Genomic DNA, 20,863 nt, shown 5'->3' with positions numbered 1-20,863 from the left:
GCAAGCCGGCCGGGAGTTCCGGGGAGCACTTTCCCCTCCTGTACCTCAGGAGGCAGAAAAATGACCACGGCAAGCGTGAAGAAAACCAGTTATAACTGGCGTGTTGTAGACATCGTGGTGGCAGCTTTGATTGCCATCGCCGGCGGCGTAATCTTCTGGGCTTGGTCCCAGGGCGCCGCAATCGTATCCATCCCCATGAACGCCGCCTATCCGCCGCTCACCGGTTTGATCGCCGGTGGCTGGATGATCCCCGCCGTTCTGGGCATGCTCATCATCCGCAAGCCGGGCGCAGCCCTGTTCTGCGAAGCCGTCGCCGCCACCGGCGAACTCATCATGGGTTCCCAGTACGGCACCACCGTCCTCATCTCCGGCATCCTCCAGGGACTGGGCGCAGAACTGGTCTTCGCTGCGTTCCGCTACAAGAAGTTCGACCTGTCCGCTGCACTCCTCGCAGGTGCGGGCGCGGGCCTCTTCTGCGGTCTGAACGATTCCTTCCTGCCCTGGGGCTGGAATATCGCCTACGAAGCGATCGACAAGCTGGCCTACATCGCCTTCTGCACGCTCTCGGGTGCGATCATCGCCGGCGCGCTGTCCTGGGTTGCCACCCGCGGGCTGGCCAAGACCGGCGTCCTGAGCTCCTTCGCGTCCCGCAAGGCTGCTTCGGAGCCCGTCTTTAACTAATGCCTGCGAAAGAAAGCAGCAACCAGCAAAGCAACCACCAAGTCCGGCCTGCCGCCATCACCGCCCAAGGGTGGGGATGGCGGCATGCCGGGCGTTCCACACCTGCCATCCAGGACCTCGATCTCCGGATCGAGCCGGGCGAGCGTGTACTCTTGCTGGGTCCATCGGGCGCAGGGAAATCGACACTGCTCCACGCCCTCGCCGGTGTGCTAGGTGACGAGGAAGACGATTCGGACGAGACGGGCTCGCTGTTGATCGACGGCGTCGCTCCCCGCAAGCAGCGCGGCCGCGCAGGTCTGATGCAGCAGGACCCGGAAACCCAGGCGGTGCTCTCCCGGGTTGGTGACGACGTCGCATTTGGCGCCGAAAACCTTGCCGTTCCCCGGGATGAAATTTGGGCCCGCGTCCATGAAGCGCTCGACGACGTTGGGTTGCGCACCGCAGCCGGCGGCGGTTTGGCACTGGACCACCCGACGGCGGCACTCTCCGGCGGGCAGAAGCAGCGCCTTGCGTTGGCTGGCATCCTGGCAATGCGGCCCGGGCTGATCCTGCTTGACGAACCTACGGCCAACCTCGATCCGCTGGGCGTGCTTGAGGTTCGAGACGCCGTGCAGCGCTGCCTGGACAAGACCGGTGCCACCTTGGTTGTAGTAGAACACCGTGTTTCTGTGTGGAAGGACCTGGTGGACAGGATCGTGGTCCTCCAGCCACCCTCGGCTGGAGGCGGTGTGCTCCTGGACGGTCCGCCGGATCAGGTGCTCACAGAGGCCCGCACCATGTTGATGGCAGCGGGAGTCTGGGTGCCGGGGTACGTTCCGGCGACTCGCGCCCGCAGGAGCACAGCTCAGGAAATGGGCGGCTATGAATCCACCGCCCAACTCCTCCTCGTGGCACAGGACCTGGCTGTTTCCCGTGAGAAGTCGCGCCGTCGTCGCTTCAAAACCATCCCACCCGTCCCCGTGCAATCGGGTATCAGTGCACAAGTACGGGCTGGCCAGGCACTCACCATCACGGGCCCTAACGGCGCCGGCAAATCTACTTTCGCGCTCACATTGGCCGGCCTTCTGGCGCCCGTGGACGGCAAGGTGAGTGCCGCCGTCGAGCTTTCCGAGGGAGCTGGAATCGACCCGTTCAAGTGGAAGGCGGATCAGCTGATTTCGCGTATTGGCACCGTGTTCCAGGAACCGGAGCACCAGTTCGTGACGGGCAAGGTCCTGGACGAGCTCATGTTTGGACCAAAGCATCTGGGCCATGGTGAAGAACGCGTGGATGAATTGCTGGAGCGTTTGCGGCTCACGCACTTGGTGGACGCGAATCCTTACACGTTGTCCGGCGGCGAGAAGCGGCGGTTGTCCGTTGCCACGGTCCTTGCGGCCCATCCCAAGGTGCTGGTGCTGGACGAGCCCACGTTCGGCCAGGATGCCAACACCTGGGCCGAACTGGCATCCTTCCTGTCGGAACTGCTCGACGCTGGAACGGCTGTTGTGTCCGTGACGCACGACGAAGAATTCAGTGCAGTCCTTGGCGGCACGGAGCTCCGCCTGGATCCGGCGCCCCCGCGCATCCCGGACCCGCATAGCGACGATGCCCGCCAGGAAGCCGGTGCCGCATGAGGGACGCCCTGAACCTGCGCGGCAACCACGCCCTCCTCACGCGGGCCAATCCTTTGGTGAAGTTCGTGTCCGTCTTTCTCATTTCGCTGGTGCTGGCGTTGTCGATCGACTGGGTATCCGCTTCAACGGCGCTCGTCGCCGAGCTGGCCCTATTCCCGCTGGCTGGCCTTACGCTGGGGCTTTTATGGCAGCGGGCCTGGCCGCTCATCATCGCTGCAGCGATTGGTGGCTGGAGCACCGCAATCGTGGCGGCTGACAGCGGGGCCGTACTGCTCGACGTCGGACTCTGGTCAATCAGCGAAGGTTCCCTTCAGCTGGGACTGGCTTTCATGTTGCGCGGCCTGGCGATCGCGCTGCCAGCGATCCTGCTGATGACGTGCACCGACCCCACCGACCTGGCTGACGCGCTGGCGCAGAAGGCGAAGCTGCCACACCGCTTTGTCCTCGGCTCGCTGGCCGCCATGCGACTGGTGGGATTGATGGCTGAGGAATGGCAGACCATCGGCATGGCCAGGCGCGCCCGCGGAGTGGGTTCGCAGGGCAGCCCAATCCAACGGCTGAAGGCAACACTTGGACAGAGCTTCGGACTGCTTGTCCAGGCCGTTCGGCGGGCCTCCCGGCTGGCCATCACCATGGAGGCACGTGGTTTCGGCGGCGGGCAGAGAACGTGGGCCCGGGAATCCACCTACTCACTTCTGGACGTCTGGGTGCTCCTGGGCGGGCTCCTCATCGCTGCCGCTGCGGTACTGACGGCCGTCGGCGTTGGGACGTGGAGTTTCGTCTGGCGTTAGCCGTTCTGGTGGATCTTCTCGAATCAGATATCGCACGGTGCGGGTAGGATGTGACGTTTGCCGCTGAATCGGAGATTTGTTGGCCACTTCTAACTCATTTGTGATATTTCTTGAGTATGACGCAACCTACCGCCGAACATGTAGGCCTCCTGCTCCGCAACGCGCGAAGTGAAAAGGGCTGGACGCAGGGGCAGTTGGCTTCTGAGCTGGGAACCAGCCAGAGCGCTATCGCCCGAATGGAGCAGGGCAAACAGAATCTCAGCCTCCGAATGATCGAACGGTTGGAGGCCATCTTCGGCCGCTCCATCGTCAAGGTGGGCAAGCCGCAGATGACGCACCTTCGGGTGGAAGGCGGTCACACGCTGTCCGGCGAAGTGGATGTCAACAGCAGCAAGAATGCCGGTGTGGCGCTGTTGTGTGCCAGCCTGATCAACCGGGGCACCACCACGCTGCGTCGGTTGGCCCGTATTGAGGAAGTCAACAGGATCGTTGAGGTGCTGACGTCCATCGGCGTCGAATGCACGTGGCTCAACGGCAGTGACCTCCGTATTCGCAGGCCCGAAGTCCTTGACCTTGAATCCATGGACGTGGAGGCGGCTCGCCGTACACGCAGCGTCATCATGCTGCTCGGGCCCCTCTTGGACGAGACCGCCGAGTACCTTCTTCCCTATGCCGGTGGCTGCGACCTCGGCACGCGCACCGTTGAGCCCCACATGCAGGCACTGCGCCAGTTCGGGCTCACAGTAGGGGCAAAGTCCGGCTTCTACTCCGTGGTTGCACCCCCTGCTGATGGGCACGACCGTTCCTTCGTCCTCTCCGAACGTGGCGACACTGTCACCGAGAACGCGATCATGGCTGCTGCACACCGTGAGGGCACCACCGTGATCCGTAACGCGAGCCCCAATTACATGGTCCAGGATCTTTGCTTTTACTTGCAGGGCCTGGGCGTCACCATCGAGGGCGTCGGGACCACTACATTGAAGATCACGGGGCGATCATCCATAGATGTGGAGATCGAGTACTTCCCGTCCGAGGATCCCATCGAGGCCATGAGTCTGATCACTGCAGGCATCGTGACCAATTCCGAGGTCACCATCCGCCGGGTGCCTATCGAATTCATGGAAATCGAGCTGGCAACCCTGGAACAGATGGGCCAGAAGCTGGAAATCTCAGGCGAATACATGGCCCGCAACGGCAGGACGCGCTTGGTGGATGTCACCACCAAGCCCTCCGAGCTCCACGCGCCACAGGACAAGATCCACCCCATGCCGTTCCCTGGGCTCAACATCGACAACCTGCCCTTCTTCGCCGTGATTGCGGGCAACGCCGAGGGCCAGACCATGATCCACGACTGGGTCTACGAGAACCGCGCCATCTACCTGACGGAGCTCAACAAGCTGGGCGCCCAGGTGCAACTCCTGGACCCGCACCGGATCTACGTCAACGGTCCCACCAAGTGGCGGGCCGCGGAGATCGGTTGCCCACCAGCCCTGCGTCCGGCAGCCTGCCTGCTCCTGGCGATGTTGGCTGCGCGTGGAACCTCGGAGCTTCGCAACATCTACGTGATCGAACGTGGCTACGAGGACCTGGCCGAGCGTCTGAACACCATTGGCGCCAAAGTGGAGTACTTCCAGGACTAGGCACGCTTTTCTGCTGGATCATCCTGCTCCCCACGTGGGGCGGAGCCCGGATTCCCGGGACGCCACGTCGGCAATGGAGCGATGATCCAGCAGAATTTCCCGGGCCGCATGAAGCAGAATGGTGCCATGCGGACTTTCGGGGTGGAGGAAGAGCTACTCATCGTCGATCCTGTGACGGGCGAGCCCTTGGCCCTCGCGGATGCACTGCTGGCAGGCACGGAACCCGCGCCTGAAACAGGGATGGGGCTGAGCCACGAACTGAAGCTGGAACAAATCGAAACCCAGACCCGCCCGTGCCATAGCTACAGTGAGCTCCTCCAGCAGATCCGGCGCGGACGTGCGATGGCCAATGACGGTGCCAGGAAACACAACGCCCGGGTGGCCGCGCTTGCCACGTCACCCCTGGCTAAGAACACCCATACGACTCCAGATCCGCGCTTTGCCGTGATGCTTGAACGCTTCGGGTTGACGGCCCACGAGCAACTGACGTGCGGCTTCCATGTGCACACTGCCGTGGAGTCGCCTGAAGAGGGCGTGGTGGTCCTCGATCACATTCGCGACAAACTTGCTGTTTTAACGGCCATCAGCGCCAATTCCCCATACTGGCGTGGGCTGCCCACGGGTTTCGAGAGCTACCGGATCCAGGCCTGGAACCGGTGGCCGACGTCCGGGCCTTCTGCCGTTTTTGGCTCGTTGACTGCCTACCGGCGCATGGTCCAGCGCCTCCTGGACACGGGGGTGCTCCTTGACGAGGGCATGATCTACTTCGACGCCCGCATCTCCCGCAACCATCCCACGGTGGAAGTCAGGGTGGCTGACGTGTGTCTCCGCTCGGAAGACGCAGCTTTGATAGCAGTGCTTGTAAGGGCATTGGTTGAGACCGCTTCCCTGGAAATGCTCGACGGCGTTGAGCCGGCCTCGGTGCCGACGGCCCTGCTCCGGATGGCGAGTTGGCAGGCGAGCAATTCGGGACTTCGCGGAGACCTCCTGGACTTTGGCGACTTCCGTCCCCAACCGGCAGCGGATGTGGTCTGGGCCTTGGTGGATTATCTGAGCCCAGTACTGGACGACCAAGGTGAACTGGAACTCGTGAAGGCCGGAATTTCGGACATCCTTGAGCGCGGGAACGGAGCCCGGGAGCAACGCGAAGCAGCAGAGCGTTTCAACAACCGGCAACGTGAGGCACAAAATCCGCCGGGGAGTCCGCCCAGCAATGAGGCGCTGGGGGCGGTGGTTGGACATGCCGTGAAGGTGACGCTTCGTGGCGCTACCGCAGACTCGCACAAGGATCCGGCGCCCATCCTGACCAGGGTCCGCCGGCCCTAGGCTTCAGTGGGATCTGTCTCTTCCCATGTCATCAGGTACGCCCCAGCCAAGCCCTCGACCAGGTAGAACACGAATGGTGGGATGTCCTTCTTGGCCACAAGGATGGCGCCGTAGATGGGCGCGCTGGCTGCGGCCGTGAGCCCGATCCATCGTTTGGCAGGCGTTGCCAGGAGACTTCCGCCCAGGGCAGCCAAGGCAAGAACATGGAGCCCGGAATAGGCCAAGAATGGCGCATTGGATCCACGGCCATAGGCAAAGCGTTCCAAGTCCGAGGCCCGGCGGGACAAACTCGACACAAAGAGCGGGGCCCCTGCCAGCAAAGCGGCAGCGGCTGCAACAGCCCACCGCTTCGCCCGTCCGCCCGGAAGACGACGGGCAAAGGCTGCGAATCCCACAGGCACCGCGACGGTTCCAGCCGCTGCGAGGTGCTGCCCAATAACCCAGCCACGCTGGCCGACCTCAAGCATACGAAGACGTTCGGCGGCGTCGGGGGTGATGTAGACGCGCGACACCGGCGAAATACCTGCAAACCAGATCGCCGTGCCGGCAACGATGACCGCTCCGGCACGGCGATAGGGATGATTCCCGCTCATGCGAGACAGGTTAGACCTGTTTGAGGGCCTTCTCCAGATCCAGAATGAGATCGTCTACATCTTCCAGGCCCACGGACAAACGGACCACGCCGTCGCTCAACCCAATGGCCGCGCGACCTTCAGGCCCCATGGCCCGGTGGGTGGTGGTGGCCGGATGCGTGATGAGGGACTTGGAGTCGCCCAGGTTGTTGGAGATGTCGATGATGCGCAGACCGTCCAGCAACGCGAACGCGGCGTCTTTGGCGGACCGCCCGGAAGAGGGCAGCAGCTCGAACGTCAGCACAGTGCCGCCGGCCTTCATTTGCTTGGCTGCGAGCTCGTACTGCGGGTGCGATTTCAACAAGGGGTACTTGACCCAGCTAATGGCAGGTTGCTGCTCGAGCCATTCCGCGATTTTCAAAGCGGAGGCCGAACTGTGGTTCACGCGCAGCCCGATGGTCTCCAGGCCCTTGGTCAATACCCACGCGTTGAACGCGGAGAGCGACGGTCCGGTGTGCCGCATCAACTGCTTGACCGGGCCATCGATGAATTCCTTGGTGCCCATGATCGCGCCGCCGAGGACGCGCCCCTGGCCATCGATGTGCTTGGTGCCGGAGTAAACAATGACGTCTGCGCCCAAGTCACCGCAACGCTGCAGCAGGGGAGTGGCAAAGACGTTGTCGACGACGACGGTCGCTCCCGCTGCATGCGCGAGCTCGCTGACGGCGGCGATGTCCACGATTTCCTGCATCGGGTTGGACGGCGACTCGAAGAACACAGCGGTGGTGGGTTCGGAGAGGGCAGCACGCCACTGATCGAGGTCGGGACCATCGACAAACACGGTCTCTACGCCCCAGCGCGGCAGGATCTCGTTGAGGATCACGAAGCACGAGCCGAACAGGGAGCGGGCGGCAACCACGCGATCACCGGCAGCCAACAGGGCACCCAAGGCGGTGAACACCGCGGACATGCCGGACGCCGTCGCAAAGCAAGCCTCGGTTCCTTCGAGCAACCGCAACCGCTCTTGGAACGTGGCCACGGACGGGTTGCCGTAGCGGGAGTAAACGAAGCGTTCGTCCTCGCCAGTGAAGGCGCGTTCGGCGGCGGCAGCGGATTCGTAGACGAAGCCGGAGTTCAGGAAAACGGGTTCGGACGTCTCCTGGAAGTTGGTACGGTCAAGGCCACCGCGTACTGCCTGGGTGTCAGGGCTCCAGCTGGCGGCATCGGGATTGAAAGTCACTTAGTCGTTCCCCAGGTTGGTCGGCAGGCCACGGTTCTTCCAGCCGTTGATGGTGCGTTCGCCATACCGGTCCGGGTCACCTTCGAAGCCCTCGAGGACGTTGTAGGCGGTGAATCCGGCCTGCGTCGCGGCGATGGCGGCAGAGATGGAGCGCTGGCCTGAGCGGCAGATGAAAACGAGTTCCACGCCCTCGCCCTCGGGTGCCTGCTGCTGCAGGTCCTCGAGGAAGCGGGAGTTGGGAATGCCGCCGGCGAGGTTCCACTGAATGAACAGGGGATCATTCTCTGTGGCTTTGGTGTCCGGAATGCCGATGTGTGCCCACTCGGCCTCGGTGCGGACGTCTACCAGAATTGCGCCTTCTTCAAGCTTGGCCCACGCGTCCTGCGGGGTCAGGTCACCTGCGTAACTCATGCGTGTCCCTCGAATGCTTCTTCGTCGTCGTCGCTCTCCAACTGGTCAACAGCATTCGCGACGGCGGCGTCTGCGTTGGCGATGGCGGTGGGCAGCACGACAGCCTGGGCCACGATGACATCCGTGCCATTGAACGTGGCCGCCGGGCTGCCGTGGAGCACGTAGCCGTCGGCGAGGGCCGTGGTGATCCGCTCGCAGAATTCACGGGTATCCGGACCTGTAATCAGGCGGTAGGAGAGTTTTTCTTCAGTGGGTTCAGGCATTGGCTGGTGCTCCTCAGTCACGCTTGCAGTTCGAAGTGTCGATACGCCGAGTAGTCACCTGAGGCACCCCGCCGGAGAGAGGGTTGCCGACCAGCAAGTCAGGGCTTGGCGCTGGTGCTCATTACTCAAGAAAAACGTAACATCCCGCGGCGGCGGCCCGCACTTGCAAGCGGTTACGCGGCCGTCATGTTGCGTAACCGGCCCATGCTGGAGTAGCAGCCTAAATGTGACGTCCCGGGAGCATAATTGACGCAGTACGACCCCCTGTAACTTCGCAAGAAATCAGGTAGCGGTGAACGGACAAGGCAGCCCTACACTCAAGCCCATGCTGCATTTTGGATGGTTCGTGGGGCACGGTTTCGGTGTCCAGGGCTGGGGAACTCCCGGCTACAGCCTGGGCTACGACTGGAAGAAACCTGCCCTGTATCAAGACGCCGTGCGCGCGTTCGAGCAATCCGGCCTTGACCTTTTCATCATCGAGGATTCCCTTACTGTTCCTGATACTTATGGCGGCACCGCCGAGGTCTCGCTGGCACACGCTTCCTTTGCGCCCAAGCATGACCCCTTGGCCCTGGTTCCGTATCTTCTGTCCGCCACCAAGCACCTTGGAATTGTGCCGACCGTCAGCGCATCGTTCTATCCGCCCTTTACAGCCGCCCGGCTGCTGGCCACGCTGCAGCACTTCTCCGAGGGGCAGCTCGGCTGGAACGTCGTCACGTCCGGCAGTGACCTGGCGGCACAGAATTACGGGCTGGATCAGCAGATTGAACACGACCTTCGGTACGAGAAAGCGGAGGAATTCGTCGACGTCGTACGGAGGCTTTGGCGGAGCTGGGAACCTGACGCGGTGCTCGAGGACGTTGAGGCCGGCAGATTCGCCGACCACACCAAAGTGCACCCTATTAACCACCAGGGCGACTTCTTCAAGGTCCGCGGTCCGCTGAACACCGCACCTCTGCCGGAGGAGCCTGTGCTGGTGCAGGCGGGTGCTTCTCCTCGAGGCAAAGCGTTCGCGGGTGGGCACGCCGACGTCGCGATCGCCTTGGCGCGTGGCGCTGACGGCATGAAGGCCTACCGGGATTCCATCCGTGCCGAGGCTGCCAAGGCTGGCAGGAACCCCGACGACGTCAAGGTACTTTTCGTGCTGAAGCCCACCGTGGTTGGCTCATCAGCCGAGGCCGAGGAGTTGCGGGCGCAGCGCCGGGAGCTTACCCAGCGTGATATCGACAGCCAGCTCAACTCGATCTCCTACCTGTCCGTGATCGACTTCAAGCAGTTCGACCTCGATGCGCCGTTGCCCGAATTGAGCACCAACAGCAACCAAGGCACGCTGGAGCACTTCGCCAAGGCGGCGCCTCCGGGCTCTACCCTGCGCCAGATCCTGCAGGCACGCAGCGGCGGTGCCGGCGACTCGATCATTGGCACGGTAGGGGAAATCGCGGACTACCTTGAGGAGACCGGCGAGGCCGTGGGTGGCGACGGCTTCCTCTTCTCTGGCTTCGTGGACCCCGTCACCGTGCACGGAGTGCTGGACAAACTCACTCCCGAACTGCGACGCCGTGGCCTGTTGAGGAAGAGTTACGGCAACGGCGGCTTCCGCCAGAATCTTCTGGACTTCTGACCATGTCTTCCGAACCAATCCCCTCCGAGCCCAAGAGCCTGTTGATCGGCACATCGCCGGTGGACCCTGAAAGCGTGGCGCAAGCTGCCTTGGATCCGGCGTTTCACGTGAAACTCAACCAAGATGCGTTGTCTTTGATCGGCCGCTCACGCGAAGTGCTGGAGCGCGCTTCAACGTCCGGGCAGAGAATCTACGGCCTCAACACCCTCCTTGGCTCCGGACGCGACACGGTTGTGGAGGAGAAGTCGGTCCTTGCCTATCAAATCCAGGTAGTCAGATACCACAACAGTGGCGTGGGCGACTATCTGGACCGGCCCTCTGCCCGCGCAGTGATCCTCACCCGGCTCATCGGTTTCAGCCGCGGCGGCTCCGGTGTCCGGCCCGAGACGGCCCAGTTTTATGCCGAACTGCTCAACCGTGGAGTTTTTCCCGCCATCCCGGGCGAAGGCTCAGTGGGCTCCTCGGACCTCACCCAGCTCGCCGCCGTCGCTGCTGTTGCCATCGGTGAAGGTGAAGCGATCGATGCGGACGGCACCCTGGTACCCGGGGCGAAAGCGCTCGCCGACGCCGGTCTCCAGCCGCTGCGGCTCGCTCCCGGTGAGGCCCTGGCCCTGGTCAGCGCCAATGCGTACTCGGTAGGCGCCGGTACCCTTGCCTTGGTGCGCCTGCAGCAGCTGGCGGAACTCGCCGACGTCGCGCTTTCCCTCTCGCTTGAGACCATTGCAAGGTACGACGGCGGCGGGAACCTCAGCCCGTTTTCGCCGGCCATTCAGGCGGGCAAGGCGGTGGACGGGCAGAAGGACTCGGCGGCCGCGGTACGTCACCTGTTGCGCGGGGGCTGGCTGGAGGACGTTCGTCCTGAAGTCTCTGTGCAGGACGCTTTGTCATTCCGCTCTGCGCCCCAAACGCATGGGGCTTTTCGCTCCTTGGTTTCACAGCTCGGCGCTGCGTTGAACGTGGAGCTGAACGGACGCGGCGACAACCCTTTGGTGGATATCGAAACCGGGCAAATGGTGTCCGGCGGGAACTTCCAACCGATGCAGCTGGCTCTTTCCTTCGAGGGCTTGAGGCTTGCCTTGGCGCACGTGGCGATTTCCAGCGAGCGGCGCATCGCCAAGTTGTATCCGCCACAACGGGTGATCCGGGCGAGGCATCTGGAAGCTGCCGCCAGGCACCTGGAGGATGCGGTTTCTGAGTCCGGACCGGCCGCAGGCCTTGTGCAGGAGGAGTTGCCTGGGCTGCTCTGGTACTCAGCAGCGGGACTGCTGTCCGAACTGAAGTTCCTGGCAGCGCCGGCGACGCTCGGGGCACCCACCCTCTCGGCCGACGTCGAGGACCACTCCACCTTGGCGCCGCTGGCGTTGCAGCAACTCGAAAAGTCCGTGGAGGCTTTGGAGAAATTGCTTGCCATTGAGGCACTGACGGCGTCGTATTTGCTGCTCGAAGCGGGAGCCTCGCAACCGCTCGGGAAGGGGACGGGCGCCGTTGTGGCTCGGCTGGCTGATGTGCTGGCGGACCGGCCGTCGGCTCCGGATCTGGTGGAGAGTGCGCGACGTGAGTTGCGTGATGTGGTGGCGCAGGAATTGCCGGCTACGTCTATACGGGAGGGGACAAGGTGAGTACCGCAATCCGCAGACATGGCGCCCACTTGGCGGCGGGGTTGCCTGATGGGCTGGATGCCTCCGTCCTGGACAAAGTGGGCAACACTCCGCTGGTGAAATTGGAGGCCCTGGGACGTGGATTGGGCAGCACCATCCACATCAAGCTTGAGTCCGAGAACCCCGGCGGATCCATCAAGGACCGTACTGCGCTGAGCATGGTCCGGGTGGCCGAGCGCTCAGGAGAGTTACAGCCTGGCGCAACCATTGTGGAGAGCACTTCCGGTAACACGGGGATCGGGCTGGCGCTCATCGGGCGGCTGACCGGTCACCCCGTGGTGGTGGTTACCGGCGACACCATCTCCCAGGAAAAGCTCGCCGCGCTCCACAGCTACGGTGCGCGCGTGGTCCTGACGGACTGGAGCGCGCCCTCCGAATCGCCGGAGAACGCCCGTGCGGTGGCAGCGCGCATCACGGCCGGGACGCCTGGTGCCTGGCGGCCCATGCAGTTCGATAACCCTGCCAATCCAGCCGCACATTATGAAACGACAGGACCGGAAATCTGGGAGCAGACCCACGGGTTGGTTACGCATTTTGTGGCCGGCATCGGAACCGGCGGGACGATCAGCGGCAATGGCCGGTTCCTGAAAGAGAAAGTTGCAGCTTTGCGGCCGGGCGGGCACCTTGAAGTGGTGGGCGCCGACCCCTACGGCTCCGCCTACAGCGGTGGACATCCCGGGGAGATCCTGGTGGACGGTGTGGGTAACTCCTGGCCCCAGGCTGAATGGCCCAAGGCCTTTGACCGCTCCATTGTTGACCGTTTCCTGCGCATTCCCAACGACGAGGTCTACTCCACGGTGCATCGGCTACTCGACGAAGAAGGGCTGGCGCTTGGTCCATCGTCCGGGCTCGCTGTCGCCGCTGCCCTGCGGGTGGCGCGGGCCGCACCGCATGGTTCAGTCGTGGTGGCCATAGCCCCCGACGCCGGAACGAACTACCTGAGTAAGGCCTTCAACCCGGTGTGGCTGGCAGAGAACGGAATCCACTTGGCCCGCGACGCCACCGAATAGCACCCTCTCACATCCAACGGCTTTCCGACGGATGCTCTCTCACGTCCAACGGCTGTCCGACCGTTCCTCTCTCACGTCCGCACCGCCACGGGGTGCACCCGCCCTCCAACAGGCGCACCCCGAGCGGCGCTTAGCCGGCCGCCAGCCTCCTGATCAACTCCGACTGACCAGGGAACTGCGCCACGAGTGCCTCCACATCTTCACTCGTGGGCTTCGCGGAATCGCTCGGTTCGTAGCCGGGCGACAGGCTGCAGCTGACCAGGACAAAGCCGTCCCCAGCCAACTCAGCCCCGAACCACGTGGAATGCGGCGCCGCGCCATGCAGGATTTCACCAGCGTCCGGGTCCGGACCGAAGACCGTTGATGAGTATCCGTCTGTCTGCGAAAAGACGTGCAGCCGTATTGATGCACCCAGATGGAAGAACCACAACTCGTCCTGCTTCAAGGTGTGCAACTGAAGGACTTCGCCCGCCTGCAGCAAGTACCAGTTGGAGCTGTACAGCGGATGGTCACTGCCGAAACGTGGTGGCAACGCCGAGCCAGCGATGAACTCGTCGCTCACCATTGCCGGCGCGAACCAGCCGCCAACGCCCGACGGCGTCATGTCCAATCGCTTGATCCATTCCTTCGCGTCGGGGCTGGCGGAGTCGGGGCTGGCTGAATCCCGGCTGGCTGCGTCCGGGCTGGCGGAGTGAATGCCCGGGCGCCCGGCCGCCAGATCCACGTCAGTCATTGGGAGGATCCGCCAGCGAGAAGCAGACCGTGATCCCGATGATCGCGCCCGTGTCCAGCGACCGAAGGAGCCCCTTCTGGGTCACGATGTCCACGTTCACGGTCCCGCCATCCTTCAGCGGAACTTCGATGACCTCGTGGAAGTTGAGCAACGGCTTGCCGCTCGCCATCACCTCCTTGTCATGGGCAACATGGGCCGCCCGTGAATCCTGATGACCGATCAATTGGTCCTTGGTCATCCCCACCAGGTCGGCGAAGTTCTGGTTCACCCACAGGAAAACGGAGTTCGCGTCCTTGACTACCCAGTACACGCCGTCTTGCCTGTCCAGGACGTCCGCGACTGTCATCGGCGGCAAGGTGGGCAGGACTGCCGGATCCAGGGCCGGAACCGCGGTCACAGCGCAAGTCCCGTGCCGCCGTCGGCCTCCAACCGCTCGGCCAGGTCCTGCGTCAACGCAACCATTGTCATGGTTGGGTTCCAGGACCCGCCGGTTGGCCATAGTGAACCACCCGCTATATAGACATTTTCGACGCCGTTCAGGCGGTAGTCGGTGCCGACGGTGGAGTCCTCTTCCTCCCCAATTGGAAGGCTGGAGCTCTCGTGCACCAGCCCCGGAACGCGGCGCTCGGGAATGCCGGGCCGGTCCGATCCCCAGGTTCCGGTGTCCGGGTCGCCGTGCCAATACTCCACATGATCCGTGCCATCGGGTGACAAGACGCGCTCCAACATCTGGAAGGTGCCTTCGTCCATGGTGTCCCACGTGGCATCGTCCGTGGAGTTGGCCAGGACTTGAAGAGTCACGTTGTTGGTGGGGTCGGCTCCGCCGGAGTAGCGCAGGTGGTTTTCCGGGTTATCGATGTCCAGTTCGCCCAGTACGGCACACACGAACACCAAGTAATCCTCTGACGACTGGAGTTGGGCCAGGGAAGCGGTGGCCACGACGTCGGGTGCGTAACGCTCGGACTTCTGGGCGTTCTTGTCCGGGCTCCGATCCGAAAGCACTGAAAGCTGCACGTGGTACTGCATGCCAGCGGGGCTCATGCCCGCCATGTAGATGGCAGCCAGTTCCAGCTCTCCCAGGACCTCACTGAAGTCGAAGTCCTTGCGGGGAACCCTTGCCACGATGGATGTGATGAAGTGGGCGCTGAACTGCTCGCCAACTCCAGGTACTTCCGGGAAGGAATTGAGGACCAGAGTGGCAGGCGGCAACGTGCCCATGGCAAGTACCAGATTTGCGTTCCCGATGTTCACCACGCCCCGGGTGGTATCCAGCGCAGTGGCCCGGCCGTCCTGCTGGATGATGCTGTTCACAGTGCAGTCTGTAATGATGCGGAGCGGCGATCCCTTCCCTGCCGCTGCCAACCGTTGCTGCTTGTCCGACAGCTCAAGCAGGACCGACGGCGTGGAGAATTTGGCGAAGTCAATGCCTGAGGTCGCGCCCGAAGCTGCTGCCAGCGGTGCCGGCATGGATCGGGTGGCGGAATCGATCTTGTGCAGACCCGCCGCCAGCCGATCCTGAAGCGCCTTCTGCATGATCCCGTAGACCGGGCGGGTGTTGTTGATGAGATCAACGACGTCGGCAGACGCGCCGGCGTCGATTTGGTCGGCGCTGACCACATTCAGCAGATCCTCCGCAGTGGTGAAATGCGCTTTTGCGGCATCCATGACGGTGCGCGGCCATCCACGCATCTCATCCTCTTCAGGGCGCGGACACCAGGCACTCCACATAATGGAGCGGCCACCATAGAAGGGGACCATGCCGTGCTGCCAGGAGATCTTGCCAGCGGGTTGGTTGGCCGTGGCTGCAGCCAGCGTCCAGGGGAATGTTTCAGAAAGCCCGCCAAGGGTTTCGCGGTAGGGCAACGGAAGGTTTTGGAAATGCTGGGGCAAGAAGAACGGGCCCCGCTCAATAACCAGGATCCTGGCTTGCGGGTTAATCGTCAGGGTCCTCTCTGCGAACGCGTACCCGCAGAACCCGCTGCCGATGACTATATGGTCGAATTGTTCCGTTTCGCGGACGTCTTTCCATTCTTCCTGGTTGAGGAAAAATACGTGATCCATGACCTTCTGGGGAGACGGGTCCTGGGGTCCGGGTGTGGGAAATCCGTGGTTGAAATTCTGGGACGAAGAAACTGCACTCACAATGATGCCCTCCATCAACATTCTGTTCTCACGGCGTAGTGAAAACAGTGTGTCCTGCCGGACAGAGAGGGAGTTCTCCCGCCCCAGCAGGGATCACTGCGCCTCAGTGAATCACTGTTGGAATGGCCGCGCAATAGATACTGGAAGCGTATTTATTTGCGTCGTTGGGTGCGTCCGTCATTTGCCATGATTAGTAGTCAAGTATCATTTTCAGTATGTGATGAAGTGGTCATAAATTAGTCAATAATGCGGGCTGGTAGGACGCGTTTGCACTGGATGAGGCTGGCATTCCAAAGCGGGGTGCTCCTGGGCGGCCCGGCACTCCGAGCCAGTTGCGCTAGGCTCCAAGCATGCCTGAACAGGAAACAAAAGCACGTCTCGCCGGCTATCTGGATAAGCAACAGCCCGAGCTTTACGCAACACTGAGCCACTATGCCCAGCAGGTGATTGGGGAAGCCGACCGGACAGGTGTCCCACGCCGGACCATCGAACTTCTGAACTACCTTGCCTCGCAGATCAATGGCTGCGCATTCTGCCTGGACCTGCACCATCGCAGGGCGTTGGGGTACGGCGAAACGGAACAGCGTCTGTCCTTGGTGGCTGTCTACAAGGAAGTGACGCTGTTTGAACCGGCTGAGCGGGTGGCCATGGAAATCACTGAGCAGATCACCCGGATGAGCACGTCACGGCCGAGCCCGGAACTCTTCGAGCGGGCCCGGGAACACTATAACGACGAGCAAATCAGTGTCCTGTGCATGGCAGCCATTGGGATCAATGCCTTCAACCGGCTGTCGATCCTGAGCGAGCACCCGGTGCGTGTGGTCAAGCCGAAGCCCTGACGTTGGCAGGCCGTGTGGCGTCCTGACCTCCTTTCAAACAACATCAGCCCCTGGGCAACCCGAAATGGTTGTCCAGGGGCTGATTTGCACCGAAAGACGGTCAGCAGGCCACGGCTGCTAGACGCCGACAGCCTTCTTGAGCGACCGGCGTCGTCCGTACTTGAAGTAGAAGAACGCATAGCAGGCCCCCACGAACGGAACGCCGAACAGCAGCGCCGCCACCTGGTTGGGGTCGAAGGCTATGCCGATCAAGGACACAACGCACAGCGCGAACGCCAGGATCGGAACCAGCGGGAAGAACGGCGCTTTGTACGCGAGCGTGCTGAGGTCGCCGCCGTTCTTGATAAACGTGCGCCTGTAGACGAAGTGCGAGGCCACAATGGACATCCACACGCCCACGGTTGCAAAGCCGGCGATCGAGACGAGCACCAGGTACACGGTTGCCGGCGCAACGATGCTGCTGATCAGGGAAGCCAAGCCGCCCAGCATGCTGACGCAGAGGGCAATCATCGGGATGCCACGCTTGGTCAGCTTCCTGAATGCCTTGGGTGCGTGTCCCTCGTCGGCGAGCGAGAAGAGCATCCGGGCGCAGGAGTAGAGTCCGCAGTTTCCCGCCGACAGCAGCGCAGTGATGATCACGAAGTTCATGATGTCCGCGGCGAACGGAATGCCGAGCATCGAGAAGACGGTGACGAACGGGCTTTCGTCCACGCTGACCTTCTCGTAGGGGATGGTCGCTGCGATGACGGTAATGGCCCCGACAAAGAAGATCATGAGACGGATGACCGTGGTCCGCATGGCCTTGGGGATGTTGGCGCCGGGATTGGATGTTTCGCCGGCGGCCACACCGATCAGTTCGGAGCCCGAGAAGGCGTAGAACACTGCCAGGCAGGTCACGAACACGCCCGTGAAGCCGTTGGGGAAAAGCCCTTCGGGCGTGCTGAAGTTGCTCGTGAGCGAGGGGTATTCGCCAGCGGCGAGCGGGTGGAAGCCCATCAAAGCGGCGCCGCCCAGGATAATCAGGCCGACGACGGCGGCAACCTTGATGAGCGCGAACCAGAACTCAGATTCACCAAAGACGCGCGATGAAATGGCGTTCAGCGTGAACAGGACCGTGGCGAATACGAAGCACCAGATCCAGACGTCGACGCCAGGGAACCAGCGTTGCATGAGCAGGCCGGCCGCAGTGAATTCCGAACCCAGCGCCACCGCCCAGCAAAGCCAGTAGAGCCAGGCTGTGGCGAAGCCGGTGGCGGGTCCGATGGTCCGGGCGGCGTAGATGTGGAAGGCACCTGAAACGGGGAACGCAACGGCGAGTTCCCCGAGGCATGCCATCACCAGGTAGACCACCACGGCTCCGATGAGGAACGCGAGAACGGCGCCCAAGGGGCCCGCGGTGGCAATGGTGTAGCCCGAACTGACGAACAGGCCTGAGCCGATGACGCCGCCCATGGCAATCATCACCAGGTGCCGGGCCTCCATGGATCGGCGAAGTCCTGTCTGTGAGGCGCCAGTCTCCGACTGGGCCTCGGGTGCCGATGCCTCGGCTGTTGTGGGGGAGCTGTGTCCCATATTCCCTCCGGGAAGTTAGCCAGCAAAGTCTGAAGTGGTGTCAGGCGGACGTGATCCAACTAACACGAGAACAAGATTCATCACACGACGGACACCCATTTCAAGGAGGATAAGGAACGTGATTGAACCTCTGTGAACCTCAATGCTGAGGCAAAGAATTCCTTATCAATGAGTCATGCGAGCAATTACTCTACTTGTGATCTGCTAAGTTCCAAGCGGAGCAGAGTAGGCCTCAGTCTGGCCGGCCGGAATTACTCGATCCCGGCAAACAACTCATTCAGTTCCTCTGTGAGCTGCTTCCGGACAGCGGGCGTGCCGATCTCCTGGCCGTTAATGTGATTCACCGGCGCGATCAAGCGGATGCTCGATATGAGCCAAACGGCGTCGGCATCGAACAGGTCCTGCGGCACCAGCGGACCATAGCCGAGCTCCCACCCTGCAGCCTTCGCGGCGGCGAACAGTGCGCCCTGCGATGTGCCCGGAAGGATTCCACTATCGTGCTGCGGCGTGATGAGCCGGCGAACCGTCCTGACGGAACCGTCGCCGTCGTCGACTGTGTCCAGGTGGGCAAGCAACACGGTGGACGTCGGCCCCTCGAGGACACGACCATCCGTGGAGGTGAAGATGGCGTCATCTGCACCCTGTTTGTGCGCGTAGCGCAGCGCCGCCATGTTCACGGCATAGGACAGTGTCTTTGCTCCCAACAGCAGCCACGGCGCGCGCTCGCCGGCTTCGGTGTCAAAGCCACGGTCCAGAAGTACGACGTCGATGCCCGTCTCGCGCTGTCGGCGGCTGCCTGCGGGTGAGGGTGAAGCCTGTACCCAGCATGTGGGGCTCGCCGCGCCTTCAATTCCACGGGTGACGATCAGCTTGACGACGACTTCGTCCTCTTCGGGCGTGGGTGCCGGGTAATTACCGCGGAACTCTGTAATCGCCGTGTCAATTGCCCGTCGCCAGGCGTCCTGCTCCGGGATCGCCAAGTCCAAAGCCCCCGCGGAACTGCCCAGACGGTTCAGATGTGCCTGCACTTTGCGTGCGCGTCCCTGGACGGCGAGCAGCGACTCGAACACGCCATCGCCACGGGTAGCGCCGAGGTCAGTGGCCATGAGCTGGGGCTGGCTGGAATCGGCAATGCGGCCGTTTTCGAAGGCTGGGTCCAGGAAAACGAGGACCGTGGGGGCAGGAGAAGTCATGCTCCAAGCTTAGTGCGGCCCTCCAAAGGGCCGGGCGGATAGGCTGTGGTTACCGTTAGTTCTTGGACCGTGGGGGTTGTGGAGTGCTTTTTCCTTTTCCGATTGGCCTGGAGTGGACGTGGCTTCTGGGTGCTTGGGCCATTGCGGAAGTCATCATGCGCATCGTTCTGCTGGGCATCATCCCCGGTAACCGTCGCCCCACCACGGCCATGGCCTGGCTTCTGGCTGTTTTCCTCGTCCCGACCGTCGGATTCGTGCTCTTCCTGCTTTTTGGAAATTTCCGCTTGTCCAAGCGGCGGCGTCAGCAGCAGGAACAAGTTAATCATCGCGTTCGCTCGGTGACCTCTGACCTGTCCGATCCTGTGAGTACCTATTCCGGCCCGGAGTGGGTGAAGTCCGCAGGTGAGCTGAACCACCGCCTTGGCTCGCTGCCCATGGTTGACGGCAACAAGGTGGAGCTCATTCCTGGTTATGAGGAGTCCATCAAAGCCATGGCCGAGGCCGTGCGGGGAGCTGCGGACTATATCAACGCGGAGTTCTACATCATGAGCAGCGACTTCGTGACGGACGAGTTGCTCACCGAACTGGAGAAGGCCGCCGAGCGCGGTGTCACCGTCAGGTTGCTCTTCGACCACATCGGAACGTTGCGCATCAAGGGCTACCGTCGGCTGGTCCGCCGGCTCAAGGCAGGCCAGATCCAGTGGAAGCGAATGTTGCCCCTGCTTCCGATCCACGGCCAATGGCGCCGCCCGGACCTCAGGAACCATCGCAAGATCCTGGTCATCGACGGTACCTTGGCGTTCACGGGCTCGCAGAACCTGATTGAACCGTCCTACAACAACCCCAAGCATCGCCGCGCCGGCCGCCAATGGGTGGAGCTCATGGCCCGGCTTGAGGGTCCGATTGTGGCCACCCTGAACGTAGTTTTCGCCACGGACTGGCTCAGCGAGACCGACGAGTCACTCGAAAGCCAGCTTCGTCTTCCATCCCAACCGTCCCCGGGACGTGTCACGGCCCAGGTGGTCCCGAGCGGGCCGGGGTTCGCCACGGAAAACAACCTTCGCCTGTTCAATACGCTGATCTACTCGGCGCAGCACAGGATCTCCATTTGCAGCCCATACTTCGTGCCTGATGACTCCCTGCTCTATGCGATCACCACTGCGGCTCAGCGCGGGGTGGATGTGGAGCTCTTTGTCTCCGAAAAGGGCGACCAATTCCTCGTCCACCACGCCCAGCGGTCCTATTACGAGGCTCTCCTCGGAGCAGGTGTCCGCATCTACCTGTACCGCGCTCCGTACGTACTCCACGCCAAGCACTTCACCATCGACGACGAAGTTGCGGTTCTCGGCTCCAGCAATATGGACATGCGCTCCTTCTCCCTGAACATGGAGGTTTCGGTGATGCTCCTGGGCGCCGAAACCGTGAACCTCATGCGGGCCGTGGAATCCACGTATCGCGAGGTATCCCGTGAGCTTACGTTGGATGACTGGATGGATAGACCCCCGTTGGCCAAGTATGTGGATAACGTCGCGAGATTGACGGCGACGCTCCAATAGGC

General features: G+C 62.4%; 19 protein-coding genes and 1 riboswitch. Of the genes, 10 read left to right on the top strand and 9 right to left on the bottom strand.

The window, feature by feature from the left end; all coding sequences use genetic code 11:
• The first annotated feature begins 60 nt into the window (after positions 1-60).
• From AC1DCM_RS13445 to AC1DCM_RS13425, 5 genes are all read left to right on the top strand, one after another.
• The gene (locus tag AC1DCM_RS13445; protein ID WP_477518599.1) at positions 61-681 is read left to right on the top strand and encodes an ECF transporter S component; all 621 of its coding nucleotides are present in this window, start codon (positions 61-63) and stop codon (positions 679-681) included.
• Positions 681-2,294: an ABC transporter ATP-binding protein gene (locus AC1DCM_RS13440; RefSeq protein ID WP_477518598.1), complete on the top strand. Its 1,614-nt coding sequence runs from the start codon at positions 681-683 to the stop codon at positions 2,292-2,294. Before AC1DCM_RS13445 ends, AC1DCM_RS13440 begins: the two co-directional genes overlap by 1 nt.
• Positions 2,291-3,085, top strand: a complete 795-nt coding sequence (locus tag AC1DCM_RS13435) for an energy-coupling factor transporter transmembrane component T family protein (RefSeq protein WP_477518597.1) — start codon at positions 2,291-2,293, stop codon at positions 3,083-3,085. The genes AC1DCM_RS13440 and AC1DCM_RS13435 overlap by 4 nt, the downstream gene beginning before the upstream one ends.
• 116 nt (positions 3,086-3,201) lie before the next feature.
• Entirely contained in the window at positions 3,202-4,725 is a 1,524-nt protein-coding gene (locus tag AC1DCM_RS13430) for a UDP-N-acetylglucosamine 1-carboxyvinyltransferase (protein WP_442003396.1), read from the top strand.
• 126 nt (positions 4,726-4,851) lie between these two features.
• Positions 4,852-6,051, top strand: coding sequence for a glutamate--cysteine ligase 2 (locus AC1DCM_RS13425; RefSeq protein ID WP_477518655.1), 1,200 nt, complete (start codon positions 4,852-4,854; stop codon positions 6,049-6,051).
• On the opposite strand, the gene AC1DCM_RS13420 is transcribed toward AC1DCM_RS13425, so the two are convergent.
• The 4 genes from AC1DCM_RS13420 to AC1DCM_RS13405 are packed head-to-tail and all read right to left on the bottom strand — an operon-like array spanning position 6,048 to position 8,537.
• Positions 6,048-6,644 carry a hypothetical protein gene (locus AC1DCM_RS13420; protein WP_477518596.1) on the bottom strand — a complete coding sequence of 199 codons (597 nt, stop codon included), beginning with the start codon at positions 6,642-6,644 and terminating at the stop codon, positions 6,048-6,050. The genes AC1DCM_RS13425 and AC1DCM_RS13420 overlap by 4 nt on opposite strands.
• Before the next feature lie 10 nt (positions 6,645-6,654).
• Complete coding sequence (locus AC1DCM_RS13415; protein WP_477518595.1) at positions 6,655-7,863, bottom strand: O-succinylhomoserine sulfhydrylase; 1,209 nt, start codon at positions 7,861-7,863, stop codon at positions 6,655-6,657.
• Positions 7,864-8,274 (bottom strand): rhodanese-like domain-containing protein, encoded by a 411-nt coding sequence (locus AC1DCM_RS13410; protein WP_442003393.1) that lies wholly within the window; start codon positions 8,272-8,274, stop codon positions 7,864-7,866. It lies immediately after the preceding gene.
• On the bottom strand, positions 8,271-8,537 hold the full coding sequence (locus tag AC1DCM_RS13405; protein WP_477518594.1) for a DUF1737 domain-containing protein: 267 nt from the start codon (positions 8,535-8,537) through the stop codon (positions 8,271-8,273). The genes AC1DCM_RS13410 and AC1DCM_RS13405 overlap by 4 nt, the downstream gene beginning before the upstream one ends.
• 14 nt (positions 8,538-8,551) lie before the next feature.
• Positions 8,552-8,663: riboswitch (SAM riboswitch) on the bottom strand.
• A gap of 166 nt (positions 8,664-8,829) precedes the next feature.
• Between AC1DCM_RS13405 and AC1DCM_RS13400 the strand changes: the two genes are divergently transcribed.
• The 3 genes from AC1DCM_RS13400 to AC1DCM_RS13390 are packed head-to-tail and all read left to right on the top strand — an operon-like array spanning position 8,830 to position 12,826.
• On the top strand, positions 8,830-10,158 hold the full coding sequence (locus AC1DCM_RS13400) for an NtaA/DmoA family FMN-dependent monooxygenase (protein ID WP_477518593.1): 1,329 nt from the start codon (positions 8,830-8,832) through the stop codon (positions 10,156-10,158).
• A gap of 2 nt (positions 10,159-10,160) precedes the next feature.
• The gene (locus tag AC1DCM_RS13395; protein ID WP_477518592.1) at positions 10,161-11,777 is read left to right on the top strand and encodes an aromatic amino acid ammonia-lyase; all 1,617 of its coding nucleotides are present in this window, start codon (positions 10,161-10,163) and stop codon (positions 11,775-11,777) included.
• Positions 11,774-12,826 (top strand): PLP-dependent cysteine synthase family protein, encoded by a 1,053-nt coding sequence (locus tag AC1DCM_RS13390; protein WP_477518591.1) that lies wholly within the window; start codon positions 11,774-11,776, stop codon positions 12,824-12,826. Before AC1DCM_RS13395 ends, AC1DCM_RS13390 begins: the two co-directional genes overlap by 4 nt.
• 130 nt (positions 12,827-12,956) lie before the next feature.
• On the opposite strand, the gene AC1DCM_RS13385 is transcribed toward AC1DCM_RS13390, so the two are convergent.
• The 3 genes from AC1DCM_RS13385 to AC1DCM_RS13375 are packed head-to-tail and all read right to left on the bottom strand — an operon-like array spanning position 12,957 to position 15,620.
• Positions 12,957-13,559 carry a cupin domain-containing protein gene (locus AC1DCM_RS13385; RefSeq protein WP_477518590.1) on the bottom strand — a complete coding sequence of 201 codons (603 nt, stop codon included), beginning with the start codon at positions 13,557-13,559 and terminating at the stop codon, positions 12,957-12,959.
• Positions 13,552-13,956: a PAS domain-containing protein gene (locus AC1DCM_RS13380; RefSeq protein ID WP_223934696.1), complete on the bottom strand. Its 405-nt coding sequence runs from the start codon at positions 13,954-13,956 to the stop codon at positions 13,552-13,554. The genes AC1DCM_RS13385 and AC1DCM_RS13380 overlap by 8 nt, the downstream gene beginning before the upstream one ends.
• Complete coding sequence (locus tag AC1DCM_RS13375) at positions 13,953-15,620, bottom strand: GMC oxidoreductase (protein ID WP_477518589.1); 1,668 nt, start codon at positions 15,618-15,620, stop codon at positions 13,953-13,955. The genes AC1DCM_RS13380 and AC1DCM_RS13375 overlap by 4 nt, the downstream gene beginning before the upstream one ends.
• Before the next feature lie 431 nt (positions 15,621-16,051).
• Here AC1DCM_RS13375 and AC1DCM_RS13370 point away from each other — a divergent pair, with 431 nt between their 5' ends.
• The gene (locus AC1DCM_RS13370; RefSeq protein WP_477518588.1) at positions 16,052-16,540 is read left to right on the top strand and encodes a carboxymuconolactone decarboxylase family protein; all 489 of its coding nucleotides are present in this window, start codon (positions 16,052-16,054) and stop codon (positions 16,538-16,540) included.
• 117 nt (positions 16,541-16,657) lie between these two features.
• Here the strand turns inward: AC1DCM_RS13370 and AC1DCM_RS13365 are convergent, their stop codons facing one another.
• Together AC1DCM_RS13365 and AC1DCM_RS13360 are read right to left on the bottom strand one after the other, a co-directional pair.
• A complete protein-coding gene (locus tag AC1DCM_RS13365) occupies positions 16,658-18,112 on the bottom strand; it encodes an amino acid permease (RefSeq protein ID WP_477518587.1) in 1,455 nt (484 codons plus the stop codon).
• 251 nt (positions 18,113-18,363) lie between these two features.
• On the bottom strand, positions 18,364-19,305 hold the full coding sequence (locus AC1DCM_RS13360) for an aminodeoxychorismate lyase (RefSeq protein WP_477518586.1): 942 nt from the start codon (positions 19,303-19,305) through the stop codon (positions 18,364-18,366).
• 83 nt (positions 19,306-19,388) lie between these two features.
• Between AC1DCM_RS13360 and cls the strand changes: the two genes are divergently transcribed.
• Positions 19,389-20,861 (top strand): cardiolipin synthase, encoded by a 1,473-nt coding sequence (gene cls, locus AC1DCM_RS13355; RefSeq protein WP_477518585.1) that lies wholly within the window; start codon positions 19,389-19,391, stop codon positions 20,859-20,861.
• Positions 20,862-20,863: the final 2 nt, after the last annotated feature.

The organism is Paenarthrobacter sp. 10N417 (genome assembly GCF_056394745.1).
This window is presented reverse-complemented; position numbering and strand designations above follow the sequence as displayed.